Origin of the sequence: Paraburkholderia polaris (assembly GCF_012927345.1) — a bacterium.
Taxonomy (GTDB): Bacteria; Pseudomonadota; Gammaproteobacteria; order Burkholderiales; family Burkholderiaceae; genus Paraburkholderia; species Paraburkholderia polaris.
Map to the genome: position 1 here is coordinate 77,591 of NZ_JABBGJ010000036.1, position 12,221 is coordinate 89,811.

The 12,221-nt window shown below is 62.0% G+C and carries 10 protein-coding genes; 7 read left to right on the forward strand and 3 right to left on the reverse strand.

Annotation, left to right across the window (positions count from 1 at the left end):
• Nucleotides 1-37: 37 nt before the first annotated feature.
• The 5 genes from HHL24_RS29770 to HHL24_RS29790 all read left to right on the forward strand — a co-directional run bounded on the left by HHL24_RS29770 (nt 38) and on the right by HHL24_RS29790 (nt 6,765).
• A complete protein-coding gene (locus HHL24_RS29770; protein ID WP_169488913.1) occupies nt 38-1,525 on the forward strand; it encodes a coniferyl aldehyde dehydrogenase in 1,488 nt (495 codons plus the stop codon).
• Nucleotides 1,522-2,823: an MFS transporter gene (locus tag HHL24_RS29775; RefSeq protein ID WP_169488914.1), complete on the forward strand. Its 1,302-nt coding sequence runs from the start codon at nt 1,522-1,524 to the stop codon at nt 2,821-2,823. Before HHL24_RS29770 ends, HHL24_RS29775 begins: the two co-directional genes overlap by 4 nt.
• Before the next feature lie 266 nt (nt 2,824-3,089).
• Complete coding sequence (locus tag HHL24_RS29780; RefSeq protein ID WP_169488915.1) at nt 3,090-4,358, forward strand: anaerobic sulfatase maturase; 1,269 nt, start codon at nt 3,090-3,092, stop codon at nt 4,356-4,358.
• Nucleotides 4,359-4,645: 287 nt separating this feature from the next.
• Nucleotides 4,646-5,770 carry a porin gene (locus HHL24_RS29785; RefSeq protein ID WP_169488957.1) on the forward strand — a complete coding sequence of 375 codons (1,125 nt, stop codon included), beginning with the start codon at nt 4,646-4,648 and terminating at the stop codon, nt 5,768-5,770.
• 128 nt (nt 5,771-5,898) lie between these two features.
• On the forward strand, nt 5,899-6,765 hold the full coding sequence (locus HHL24_RS29790) for an SDR family NAD(P)-dependent oxidoreductase (RefSeq protein WP_169488916.1): 867 nt from the start codon (nt 5,899-5,901) through the stop codon (nt 6,763-6,765).
• 68 nt (nt 6,766-6,833) lie between these two features.
• Here the strand turns inward: HHL24_RS29790 and HHL24_RS29795 are convergent, their stop codons facing one another.
• Together HHL24_RS29795 and HHL24_RS29800 are read right to left on the reverse strand one after the other, a co-directional pair.
• A complete protein-coding gene (locus tag HHL24_RS29795; protein ID WP_169488917.1) occupies nt 6,834-7,922 on the reverse strand; it encodes an SDR family oxidoreductase in 1,089 nt (362 codons plus the stop codon).
• Nucleotides 7,923-8,253: 331 nt separating this feature from the next.
• A complete protein-coding gene (locus HHL24_RS29800) occupies nt 8,254-10,260 on the reverse strand; it encodes a bifunctional DedA family/phosphatase PAP2 family protein (RefSeq protein ID WP_169488918.1) in 2,007 nt (668 codons plus the stop codon).
• A gap of 361 nt (nt 10,261-10,621) precedes the next feature.
• Between HHL24_RS29800 and HHL24_RS29805 the strand changes: the two genes are divergently transcribed.
• Nucleotides 10,622-10,975, forward strand: coding sequence for a hypothetical protein (locus HHL24_RS29805; protein WP_169488919.1), 354 nt, complete (start codon nt 10,622-10,624; stop codon nt 10,973-10,975).
• On the opposite strand, the gene HHL24_RS29810 is transcribed toward HHL24_RS29805, so the two are convergent.
• Entirely contained in the window at nt 10,976-11,617 is a 642-nt protein-coding gene (locus tag HHL24_RS29810; protein ID WP_169488920.1) for a GntR family transcriptional regulator, read from the reverse strand.
• A 109-nt stretch (nt 11,618-11,726) separates the two neighbouring features.
• Between HHL24_RS29810 and HHL24_RS29815 the strand changes: the two genes are divergently transcribed.
• Nucleotides 11,727-12,203, forward strand: a complete 477-nt coding sequence (locus HHL24_RS29815; RefSeq protein ID WP_169488921.1) for an OsmC family protein — start codon at nt 11,727-11,729, stop codon at nt 12,201-12,203.
• Nucleotides 12,204-12,221: the final 18 nt, after the last annotated feature.

Sequence of the window (12,221 nt, forward strand, 5' to 3'; positions counted from 1 at the left end):
AACCGCGTCGAGAAAGAGGGTGAACGGGAATGCCGATATGAATGACGCCATCGAGAATCTGCAGGACATATTGGTTCGGCAGCGTAATGCATGCCTCGCCAGCCCCTACCCTGAGCTGAAGCAACGCAGACGCGAGTTGAAAGCGGTGCGGGAGGCACTGAGCCGCTACCAGGATCAACTCGCAACGGCGATGAGCGGCGATTTCGGTCGCCGCTCCGAGTTCGAATGCAAGATGCTGGACGTGATGTTTCCAGCGCTGCAGATCGATCACGCGCTCGGCAATCTGCGGCGCTGGATGAAGCCCCAAAAGCGGCGCACGGACTGGCTGTTTCGTACCAATGGCGCCAAAGTGGTCTACCAGCCCAAGGGCGTCGTTGGCGTGATTGCGGCCTGGAACTTCCCGATTGTCGAGGCGGTAGGGCCGATGATCATGGCGCTCGCAGCAGGCAATCGGGTGATGATCAAAATGTCGGAATTCTCGCCGCGCAGCACGGCGGTCCTGCGCGAGATGCTGGCAGAGATATTTCCGGAGGACCAGGTGGCGGTGTTTGGCGGGGGCGTGGAAGTCGCCCAGGCCTTCGCGAGCTTGCCGTTCGATCACATCGTGTTTACCGGGTCGCCGGCCGTCGGCAAGGAGATCATGCGGGCGGCTTCGGCGAACCTGACACCCGTCACGCTGGAGCTCGGTGGCAAGTCGCCGGCGATCGTTGCCCCGTCTGCGAGCATCGAGCACGCAGCGCGTTCGATCGCTCACGGCAAGGCTTTCAACGCCGGTCAGGCTTGTGTCGCCCCGGATTACGCTCTGGTGCCGCGCGATCGGATCGACGCGTTCGTTGCCGCCGCGGTGAGCGCGTTTCAACAGATGTATCCCAACCCGGTCGACGATCCGAACTACACTTGCATTGCGTCCGATCGTCACGCGAAGCGTGTGCATGAACTGCTCGACGATGCGGTCGCCAAAGGCGCCACGGTGACTTCGTGCGGCACCGGAAACGGCTGGCGAGTCGTGCCCATGCAGATCGTGACAGGTGTGACACCGGATATGCGCATCATGCAGGAAGAGCTCTTCAATCCGATACTGCCCGTGGTGGCTTGCGATTCGCTGGACGAAAGCATCCGGTATGTCACGGCGCGGCCTCGTCCCCTGGCGCTGTACTACTACGGTACGCAGGCGGACGAAATCAAACGCCTGGAGCGGGACGTTCACGCCGGCGGTATGACAGTCAACGATTGGGCATGGCACGTTTTCCAGGGCGACCTGCCGTTCGGCGGCACCGGCAATTCGGGAATCGGAAGCTGGCGCGGGCCGGAGGGGTTCAAATCCCTGTCGCACGGCAAGTCGGTGCTGACGATGAAACGCTGGTTCCCAATCGGTTTGTTTCGTCCACCTTATGGCACGCGCGTTCAACGGCTTATCTCGGCGCTATGTCTTGGACATCCTGACCCGGCGTTGAACCTTCCATCTTCATATGAGCTCCGCCGCGACGATTCGACGGCGCAAGCGTCCAGCAGGGAGTCGGCATGAGAACCCTTCACCTGATCCAGGTCCGCAGGGCTGGCGGCGCGACCGCATTCCAGGGATCGAAAGCCTACGCGTGGACCGTGTTCGCATTGAGCTTCGGTTTGATTCTGTCGGACTACCTGTCGCGTCAGGCTGTCGGCGCCGTTTTTCCGTTTCTCAAGCCGGTATGGGGCGTCTCGGATTCGCAACTGGGCGCGCTCGTCAGTATCGTGTCACTGGTGGTCGGCGTGATGACCATTCCGTTGTCGTTCATCGCGGATCGTTGGGGGCGCGTCAAAAGCATTACGCTGATGGCATTCGTCTGGTGTTTCGCCACGATCGCGTGTGGACTGGCGACCAGCTACACGCAAATGCTCATCGCCCGTGCGATGGTGGGGTTCGGCGAGGCCGCCTACGCGGCGGCCGGCGCGGCGCTTCTGGCTCACACTTTCCCTGAAGGCAAGCGCTCCGCCGTGCTGGGGGCGTTTCAATCGGGCGGCATTTTTGGCTCCGTCATGGGGGTGGTGATTGGCGGTGCAGTCGCGAGCCAGTTCGGCTGGCGCTATGCCTTTTTCGCGGTCGGCGCACCGGGTTTGCTGCTCGCCATCCTTTACCCGATCTTTGTGCGCGACTACGAAGTTCCTCCCCTACACGAGGGCGAATCCGGTGATTCCATCAAGGGGCGGCTACGTTTTGCCGAAGTATTCAGGCAAGTGTTCGCCACGCGCTCCGGTAACTTTACGTTTGCCGCGTTCGGTCTGCAGATGGGTATCCCGGCCATTTTGATCGCGTGGGTGCCGACGTATTTCAACCGCTTCTACGACTATGCGCCGAAAAAGGCGAGCTTGATCGCGGCGGTGGTGGTGCTCGTGCTGGGCGTGGGGATGCTCTTTGGCGGTGGCGTGGCCGATTGGTTGAGCCGGGGACGGCCACGCCATCGGGCGCTCGTGCCTGCCGCTTACGCGCTGATTTCCGGGTTGATGCTGTTCGCGGCGTTCGCGTTGCCGCCTGGCGCAGTGGGGCTTGTCCTGCTCATCGGCGGCGCGCTGTTCGCAGCGGCGCATGGGGGCTCCGCGGTGGCGATGCTGATCGACGTCACCAATCCCGCCGTTCACGCCACCGTGACGGCAACCGCAGTGCTGGGCGTCAGTCTGCTTGGCACGGCGCCGGGTCCTTATCTGGTAGGACTCTTGTCCGACGTGGCGAATCTGCGGACGGCGCTCAGTATTGCGCCACTGATGTCGCTGGCCGCGGCGGTGCTATTTCTGCTTGCAGCGCGTTACTACGAAGCGGATATCGCCGCGAGAAACGCGGCCGGCTAGAACCTGCAGCCGAATCTGCCTGCGCCACAGGTCAAATGGTGCGCACCGCGCGATTCTGGCGGCACTCTGAAAGACCACCCTTTTGGCCGCAATGACAGGCGCGGGATTCGCTCGTCCCATACGATGAACCATCGACGCAAAATGGCCGGAGCAGGCCGTGATGCAGGGGTGATTTAGCCAAATCTCAAGCGGGTCGCTTGTTCGTCCAAGGTCATAGCCATGATTTCTATTTCGTATTCCCGAGTGGCCTATGGCCGCTGTCAAGCATGAATACCGAAGCCGCGGTATCGCTGACCGGCATTCATCTGATGGCGAAGCCAATCGGCGCGCTGTGCAATCTGGATTGCGGCTATTGCTTTTACCTCGAAAAACAGAACGCGTTTCCGCCGCGCGAGCGCTTTCGCATGTCCGATGAGGTCCTCGAGGCCTATGTCCAGCGATATATTGCGGCCCAGTCGGCGCCTGAAGTTGAATTCACGTGGCAGGGCGGTGAACCGACCTTGTTGGGGCTGGAATTCTTCGAGCGCGCCGTCGCACTGCAGCGCAAGTTCGCTCAAGGCAAGCTGATTCGCAACACCTTGCAGACTAACGGCACGTTGCTCGACGACGAGTGGGGTGTGTTTCTCCGACGTGAGCATTTTCTCGTGGGCGTCAGTCTGGACGGCCCGCGCGCCCTTAACGACGTGGCACGTCCCGACAAGCGCGGCCATTCAAGTTACGACGATACCGTGCGTGGTTTGGCTGTCTTGTCGCGTCACGGTGTGGATTTCAACGTGCTGGTCACGGTATCCAGCGCCAATGTGCATCAGCCGCTGGAGATCTATCGTCATCTGAAGGAGCTGGGCGCGAATTTTATCCAGTTCAATCCGGTCGTCGAGCGCGTGGCTCAGCCAGAAGAAAAGGTCATCGGGCTGCATTTTGCCGTTCCCCCGTCGCTCAGCCTGTCTGCCGTCGCGAAAGCGAAGCCGGTGGCACGTACAGCAGCAGAAGTGACTTCGCACACGGTGGATGCGCTTGCGTACGGCACATTCCTGTCCACGGTATTCGACGAATGGGTTCATAACGACGTAGGCATGGTTCACGTAATGAACTTCGAATGGGCTCTCGCGTCGTGGTGCCAACTGCCTGCAGGCGCGTGCATCTTCAGCCCGCGTTGCGGCAAAGCGGCCATCGTCGAGCACGACGGCAGTGTCTACTCTTGCGACCATTTTATGTACCCGGAATATCGCCTCGGCAACGTAATGTCCGACGACCTGGCCAGCATGATGTCCTCGCCGGCACAGACGGACTTCGGCATGGCGAAGGAAACCTCGCTGCCCGCTGAATGTCTGCGCTGCGAATTTCGCTTCGCGTGCAATGGTGAGTGCCCAAAGAACCGCTTTATCGAAACCGAGGATGGTGAGCCAGGCCTCAATTACTTATGTGCCGGCTATAAGGCCTATTTTCGCCATATCACGCCCGCGATGAACATCATGGCGCGTTTGCTTGGGCAGGGAAAGCCGGCTGACGAGGTGATGGACATCATTCGGTGCTGACGCCGAACACATGACGCCTCGCCCGACTATCGCGGCGGGACGTCCGGTCTGAATGACCATCCGATACAGCTGATGCGAGCGACTACAGGCGCGTATTGGACGTGGTGCCGCTTCGACGATCTGTCGTGCGGCGCTACCCGTTGAGGGCTGATGAGCGGCTTACACAAGCCGTTCGCCGGTCGACTGCTGACCACGAGTCTCGCAGGTTGCAGGTTTTAGCAATTGATGCAGTACAGAAATTTCTGGTTGCCAAGTGGACGCCGGATCGGGTAATCCAAGGAGACAAAATGAAAAGAGGCTTTGCAGCTGCAATCGCATTGGCAACAGTTGGTACTACTGCGCATGCACAATCGTCGGTGACAATGTATGGGGCAGTCGATACAGGGTTGCTTTATCAGAATACGTCAGCGGCTTCGTACAGTCCTTTAGCGAAGAATGCCGGTTCCGTTTTTAAAATGAAAGACGGTGGCATTTATACCAGCTTTCTCGGGTTCAAAGGAACCGAAGACCTGGGCGGCGGGTGGAAGACCAACTTCAAATTGCAAGGTGCGTTTGACAGTACCAGTGGCAAATTTGGGTTGAGCGGTACCGCCGGCGCGGCGGCGCAATTCAATCAGGAGGCGTCGGTTGGCCTGGCCGGCCCGTACGGCTCGCTCACCATGGGCCGGCAGATTATTCCGTTAACCTACGCGATGGCATACACCGATGTGCGCCAGGGCGACTACTTCGGCAGTATCTTTACCGCGCTGGTTAGCATGAATTCCGCCGCGGGTTGGCCTGGAACCAGCACGAATGCGCAGTTGGGGGCGGTGTTCGACGACAACGCCATCGTCTATGTCTCGCCGAAAATCGGCGGCGTGACCGCCAGTCTCGAATACGCGCCAGGTGGCGTAGCGGGGCAGGTGCAGGGCAGTACGCGGGAATCGGCGGTTTTGCAGTACGACAACTACGGACTGAAACTCGCGGCAGCCTATTACAACGGGCACGACACCAATCCCACCCCGACAACCGTGCCGACCGGGCTGGACAACAACCGGTTCTATTACCTCGGCGGGCTGTATTCAATCAACGGCTTCAGCGTCAGCACATCGTTCAGCAACGGCCGTAATCCTGCGCATCCGAAAACCACCAATTTCGACATGATTTCCGGCGGTTTGGGCTATCGGTTCACGCCGGCTTTCGAAGTGACAAGCGGCGTGTATTACATCAAGGACGAAAACAACTCGGCGAACAAGTCGACCGAATTTGTGCTCGGCGCGAACTACAGTCTTTCCAAGGCGACCACGCTGTATGCCCAGGTAGGCTATGTGGACAACAAGGGCACGATGAATCAGTCGGTTGAATATGGACAGCCTGTCGCGCCGGGTCTCAATACGACGGCGGCGATGATTGGCATCAGAAAGCGGTTCTGACGACTGCGGCCCGGGTGATACCCGGCTGCCACTGAAGGTCGTACATTTGCGCGATCGAACTCCTATGATGTCGAATAGCCAGGCAGTTCACTCACGGACTCGATCGCTCAGCAAAAGGACGGCATTCCATGGTGGGTTCAGGGCAGCGCGTGTCCGTTGTGACGGGTGCGACCGGCGGGATCGGACGCTGGATCGCGCTCGGGCTCGCACAGGCGGATCAGCACGTGGTGTTGGTCTGTAGGGACGCGGTAAAAGGGCGCGCGCTGGCTGACTGGATCAGGCAGCACGCGCCTGCTGCGAGCACGGAACTGCGGCTCGCCGATCTGAGCTCGCTTTGCGCGGCACACCGTCTCGGTCAGGAGATCGCCGCTGTCCATCCACGGCTATCTGTGCTCGTCAACAACGCGGGCATGTTCACCGCGCGAAGGACGACGACAGCGGAGGGCCACGACATCGTGCTGGCGCTCAACCATCTCGCGCCGCTCGTGCTGACCGACGCGCTGGAGGAGGCGTTGCGGGCGGGAAGTCCATCGCGGATCGTGAACGTGGGTTCTTCGACCTCGGACCGCGCGCGAATCGATCCCGACGACCTCGAACTCGTTCGGCACTGGGGCATGGTGCGAGCCTATGGAGGCTCGAAACTGGCGATGATGATGTCGACTTTCGCGCGGGCGCAACGTCTGCGCGGCAGTGGCGTGGTAGCGAACGTCGTGCATCCTGGGGCTGTGGCGACTGGTCTGGTTCGCGAAGGTGGCGCAATCGGCGCCGCGTGGCGGCTCATGGGACCGTTCTTGCGCACCGGGCAGCAGGGAGCGGACACGCCGTTGCAGGTTGCATTGGCGCCGGCCTGGGCGGCCGCCACTGGCGAGTATGTCAAAGACCGCGCTGCGGTTCGTCCGAACCGGCGGGCGCTGGACCCGGTGCTGGTGGACAAGGTCGAAGCTGCTTCGCGGCAGTTGGCGGCACGCACCATCCTCGTGGATACGCTGCCTTAGTACGTTGCCTGAGTACGTTGCCTGAGTACGCCACCTGAGTCGATCGCGCGGAGCATGCCCCGCGCCGCTCAATCCAGAGCAGGCTCCTGGACCGGCGCTTCATCCGCCGGGCGAACCGGCGAAGCCTGCCTTCCCGTCTTCGGCTCCCTGCGGCCTCGCTCCCGAAGCCGCGCCAGCAAACCCAGAACCCGGACGTGCACGCTGCTGGAACGCGCCTGCGCGTCGAACGCGCCCCGCACCGGCGAGGGGTGCTCGGAGGCGGCGAACAAGGTGGGCGCATGGCGCTCCTGCAGCGCGGCCTCGCCGGTCAGTTGGCCGCTGTAGCCGAGCTTGCGTATGGCTCTTGCGACCAGTCCCGGCACGAGTCGGACGCCGAGCGAGAACAGAATGGCCGTGGAGGTCACCGGCATCTCCGCACGTCCGTTGATCAGGGCGAGGCGGATTGCCTCGGCGACGACCTCCGGCTGGTAGACCGGCGCCAACGGCCGCCCCAGTTGCCCCATGTGTGATATTGCGTGATCGAAGAAAGGTGTATTCACCGCGGGCGGGAACACGCTTGTCAGGTGCACGTGGCTGCCGTCCTGGGCCAGCTCCGCGCGAATCGACTGGCCGAAGCCGCGCACCGCGTGCTTCGCGCCGCTGTAAGCGGACAACAACGGCATGCCGTGAAACGCGACCGCGGAGCAGACATTGACGATCGAGCCGCGATCGCGCGGTATAAACCGTCGCAACGCGACACGCGTGCCGTTGACCGTGCCCATGTAGGTGACCTCGGTGACGCGCTGGAACTGTTCGGCGGGGGTATCCAGAAAGCGTCCGTAGGTGCCGTTGCCCGCGCAGTTGATCCATGCGTCGATGGGGCCGAGCACCGCCTCGATGCGGGCGGCGGCTGTTTCCAATGCGTCGAGATCGGCCACGTCGGCCTGTTCCATCGCGGCCATGGCGCCGTGGCGGCTGACGTCGTCGAACGTTGCCTGCAGGCCGGCTTGCCCGCGAGCGATCAGGCCGACCCGCCAGTGATAGCGGGCAAACAGGTTGGCCGTGCTGCGCCCAATGCCGGAAGACGCGCCAGTGATGACGATCACCGCCGCGCCGGCCCGCGGGTTCGGGCATCCGTGGCGGCGCGATGGCATCAGGAATTCGGGGGGGCGGGGCATGCAGATCTCCCTGTCGGTCTGGACTGCGGATGCCCGCTAACCTGGCGCTCTGGGCATGAGGAGTTGTAGGAGCCCGTGGCCGTTCTGTCCAGAGGTGCAACTCTCCGGCTGAGGGTATTTCACGTCGAATGCGGGTGGTATTGGACTTTAGGCCAACAAGCCTCGGCTGGTGGGGTGGCGCATTGCGCAGGTTATCCACAGAAAATGTTCATATCCTTGTGGACAAGTCCTGGCTAAATACGCCAAGTGATTGAGCGCAGGGCGATTTCTTCATCGGTGCAGCGAACGCGCGGACCCAGGCGGGCGCCATGATGCGAGCCATTCCCGCCGCTTAATCCGCAGGAGAGGCCAGCAGGGACACCGGCACGCCATGGCAACTCACCCTGGCGACAAGCGCCGCGTCGAGGCCGGCGTTCGTGTTTGTGTGAGGATCGAACGATGTCACTTCCCTGTCGACGCGCAGAATGTTGATCGGCCACGATCGCCGGGAGAGCCGCTCGTGCGCGAAAGCACCGACCCACAGCGGGGCGGCTGACGCGCCGTTCTCCACGGCATAGCCGCTCGGCCAGAAACGCAGCACGTCGCGTTCGTCGCGGGTGTCGCCGGGACGCATGAAGACCATCGACGAAGGCACGCCGTTATTCAGCTTCGGCAAGACCGGCAGCGATGTCGCCGCGACATTCGGTGAGGCAAGCGAGAGCAGGCTGTGCGCGGAGAGGTCAGTGCCCTCGACCCATCCCTGGGCGCGCAGCTGCCCCCTGATCGAATCGAGGTTCGACACCCATTGCAGCGTGAGCGGCTCCTTGCGGTCGCCGCCCATATCCGAGCGATAGCATGGCAGTCTCTTCCACAGCGACACCGTCCATTGCGCTTGCGTGACCAGCACGGGCGGCGGCCGCACCGTGTTGTCCGGCGGCGGCGCCGATGGAATGAGGCTCAGTTGCAGGCCTACGCTCACGAGCATCACGACCAGCACCACGACCGGCATGAAGCCGCGTGAGGGCGGCACTTCCGGATGCCGCAACATCGCCGTCAGCGAGACGATGGCGACCCAGATGTACGCGAGCGCGGCGCCGCCGATCGCGTCGGAGACCCAATACCTGCCGAAGTAAAGTCCCGCCAGCGCGACCACGATCACGACCACCGTACTCACGGTCGCCACGAGCAAACCTTCCAGCATGCCGACCCGCCGGGCGAGCAGGAATGCGAGGAAGCCGTAGACGATCACCGTCGCGGCGACGTGATTGCTCGGAAACACGTAGGCGTTGGACAGGAGTTCGTTGGGCGGCGCGCGGTGCATGGCGAACTGCAGGGCGAAGATCAGCAATTGGGAAAACACCACTGCAGCGAGCCAGTAGCCGATGGTGCGCCAACGCCGCTCCAGCAGCATCCAGACCACCACCGTCACGACCAGCGCTGTTAGCGTGAAGACGCTGCCGAGCGTCGCTAGTCCGGCCAGGACGGTGTCGCTCCAGGGCGTGCGCACCGATTGCAGGAAGTGATAGACGGACAGATCGACGCTCACCAGCGGATCGCCGCTGATGACGTCTTCGAGGACGCCGAAGAAGAGCGCGCCCGCCGTCAGCACAATCAGCGACGTCACCACGATGCTGCTGGCATCCGGCTGTTCGGGGTCCAGCAGTCGCCGCGCGAGCCGGCCGAACGGGCCTGGGTGGCGGCAAGCCCAACTGCCCAGATAGCGGCCCGCCGCGCTCGTCCACGCGCTGGCATGCGAGAGCAGGAAGCCCATTGCGCGAAAGCTCAGCCAGACGATCCCCACCAGCAACGCGATGATGACGACGAGGCGGAACGACACTGCGCCGGCCAGCAGCACGGAGGCGCCAAATACCACGCCCGGCAGGATGTGCGCGGGCGCCCATAGCAGCGCCGACAGCACGTTCATCGCGTAGAAGCGCGCCGGCGTCATGCCCAGCATGCCCGCCACGACCGGGACGATCGCCCGCAATGGTCCGATGAAGCGGGCGAACACGACGCCTTTGGCGCCGTGTTTCTGAAAGAAGCGGTGGCCGGCGTCGAGTATCTGCGGGTGTGTGCTGAACGGCCAGAGCTGGACGATCCTGTCCTTGTAGCGGCGGCCGATCCAGAAGCTCATGCCGTCCCCGGCGACGGCGCCGGCGATCGCCCACAGGAACACCCAGCCGAGGCTCAGTGAACCTGTGCCAACCAGCGCACCGGCGAGAAACATGGCTGTGCTGCCTGGTATGAAGGTGCCGATAACGGCGATGGCCTCCAGGAAGGCCGCAAGAAAGACGACCGTGAGCGTCCACGCCGGATGGCCGGCAAGCAGATGCAAAAGGTGGATGTAGGCGTGCTCCATCGTGCGCGATCGGCCGTTCTGGCGTAACGGTTGATCATAACGCGCACGGCGCTGCCTCACATTTTCTGGAGCCCGGTGTCATGCGAGCCATCGCCGTTGTCGTCGTACGCGTGGGGCAACAAGGTTTGGGCAGCTCCTGAAAGGGGGCGAAGGCGGGTTTCGTCATGATGTCGGGCAAGAAAAAGAGCCGCAGATTATCTGCCGATCGCCGATCAATCCCTGAATTTCAGCGATGAACAAATGTGGCAGGCGGGCAGTCTTACCGTTTGACCGGGTTCCTTCATGAGCGTCGTTGGCTCAACATCGCTACGATGGTGTGAGTAGTTCGGTCGGGAAATTTGATGGCATCACGGAGTGGGCTATGAACATCGTGACAAAGGGTATTTTGACTTCGGCGTTGGTGATGGGTCTGGCGAGTGCAGCCTATGCCCAGTCGGCAAACCTTAACGCCAATGGTATGGTCGGTTTGCAGGCAGGCGGTACCAATGGCGCGGGTACGGGTACAGGGCTGGGGACGGGTTTGGGGACGGGCGCGGCAAGCCCGAGCCCAACGCCTGGCGCGGGTACGATGGGCGGCTCGCCTGCGATCGGCGGAGCCGGCAGCACGGGATCGGGCCCGGCGCTCAACAACATGCGGGCGAACGGCACCAGCCTGAATACGAACCCCAATCCTCGCGCACCGAACGTGACGGGAAAAGCGTTCGGACAGCAGTAGTCATTCAGCCCGAACCAGTTGCAAAACTATACGCTTCGCCGACGCGAGATGTTCCACCGTCATCGATCGCGCAAGGCGTGCGTTACCGGCCTCGCATGCTTCGAGAATCTTGAGATGCTCGTCCTGGAAGGCCGGTGTGTCGGCTAGCAACGTGCCTTGCAATCGTTCGTAACGCTCGACCTGAGCGCGCAGCTCGCGGATCGCTTTCAATTGCCGGCCGTTTGCACACGGGCGGTATAGCAGCTCATGAAACTCGCGATTCAGTTCGCCCTGTCTTTGCGCTGTATCGGCGTCTCCCAGAAGCCGATGAACGAGTTCGGCGCGCGATAACGTCTCACTGTCCATGCGTTTGACTGCGTGGAAGATGGCGTCTCCTTCGAGCAGCATGCGCAGGCTGTAGATCTCGTCGAGGTCGGACTCTGTCAAGGTTCGCACGACGGCGCCGCGATTGCGCACGAGCTCGACCAGTCCTTCGCCCTCGAGCTTTTGTATGGCCTCTCTCATCGGCACCCGGCTCACCCCGAATCGATCGGCGAGTTCGCGTTCGACCAGCCGTGCGCCGTCCTCCAGTTCGCCGGCCGCAATCAGTTCGCGTAGTGAGACGGCGATGGCGTCGGCTGTCGAATCCAGTTTGTGGTCCATGTGCTTCTATCGGTTGTCGTTTGGAATAATGGTATACCAAAACTGCCGCATGCCTATAAAATGCGTGTGTTGCGAATTCACATCCAGGTCGATGGAAAAGGAGAGTGGCATGGCGTACGGCGAGCACAAATACGCGGTAACGGTGCAATGGACCGGCAACCGCGGCAGCGGCACCTCGGGATACCGTGAATATGGCCGGGACCACATCATCGCTGCGGGAAGCAAGCCCGACATTCCGGGATCATCAGATGCGGCGTTTCTCGGCGACGCGAGCCGTTGGAATCCGGAAGATCTGCTGGTTGCCTCGGCGTCCGCCTGCCACAAACTCTGGTATCTGCATCTTTGCTCGGACGCGGGCATCGTTGTACTGAGCTATCGCGACAAGGCCGAAGGCACGATGCTCGATAGTTCGGAGCAGGGCCGCTTTTCGCAGATTGTTCTACGTCCGCATGTCGTCATTCGGGCTGGCGGCGATCTCGAACTGGCCGAGCGTTTGCATCATGTGGCGCATGAGAAGTGTTATATCGCGAACTCGGTCAACTTTCCGATTCTGTGCGAGCCGGAAATTGCGACGGTTGGGGGGTGACGGATGCGTGACCGTTAC

Excerpts from the sequence above, each read along its gene's own strand:
- HHL24_RS29770 (WP_169488913.1), top strand. The coding sequence starts at position 38 with ATGAATGACGCCATCGAGAATCTGCAGGACATATTGGTTCGGCAGCGT.
- HHL24_RS29775 (WP_169488914.1), top strand. The coding sequence starts at position 1,522 with ATGAGAACCCTTCACCTGATCCAGGTCCGCAGGGCTGGCGGCGCGACC.
- HHL24_RS29780 (WP_169488915.1), top strand. The coding sequence starts at position 3,090 with ATGAATACCGAAGCCGCGGTATCGCTGACCGGCATTCATCTGATGGCG.
- HHL24_RS29785 (WP_169488957.1), top strand. The coding sequence starts at position 4,646 with ATGAAAAGAGGCTTTGCAGCTGCAATCGCATTGGCAACAGTTGGTACT.
- HHL24_RS29790 (WP_169488916.1), top strand. The coding sequence starts at position 5,899 with ATGGTGGGTTCAGGGCAGCGCGTGTCCGTTGTGACGGGTGCGACCGGC.
- HHL24_RS29795 (WP_169488917.1), bottom strand. The coding sequence starts at position 7,922 with ATGCCCCGCCCCCCCGAATTCCTGATGCCATCGCGCCGCCACGGATGC.
- HHL24_RS29800 (WP_169488918.1), bottom strand. The coding sequence starts at position 10,260 with ATGGAGCACGCCTACATCCACCTTTTGCATCTGCTTGCCGGCCATCCG.
- HHL24_RS29805 (WP_169488919.1), top strand. The coding sequence starts at position 10,622 with ATGAACATCGTGACAAAGGGTATTTTGACTTCGGCGTTGGTGATGGGT.
- HHL24_RS29810 (WP_169488920.1), bottom strand. The coding sequence starts at position 11,617 with ATGGACCACAAACTGGATTCGACAGCCGACGCCATCGCCGTCTCACTA.
- HHL24_RS29815 (WP_169488921.1), top strand. The coding sequence starts at position 11,727 with ATGGCGTACGGCGAGCACAAATACGCGGTAACGGTGCAATGGACCGGC.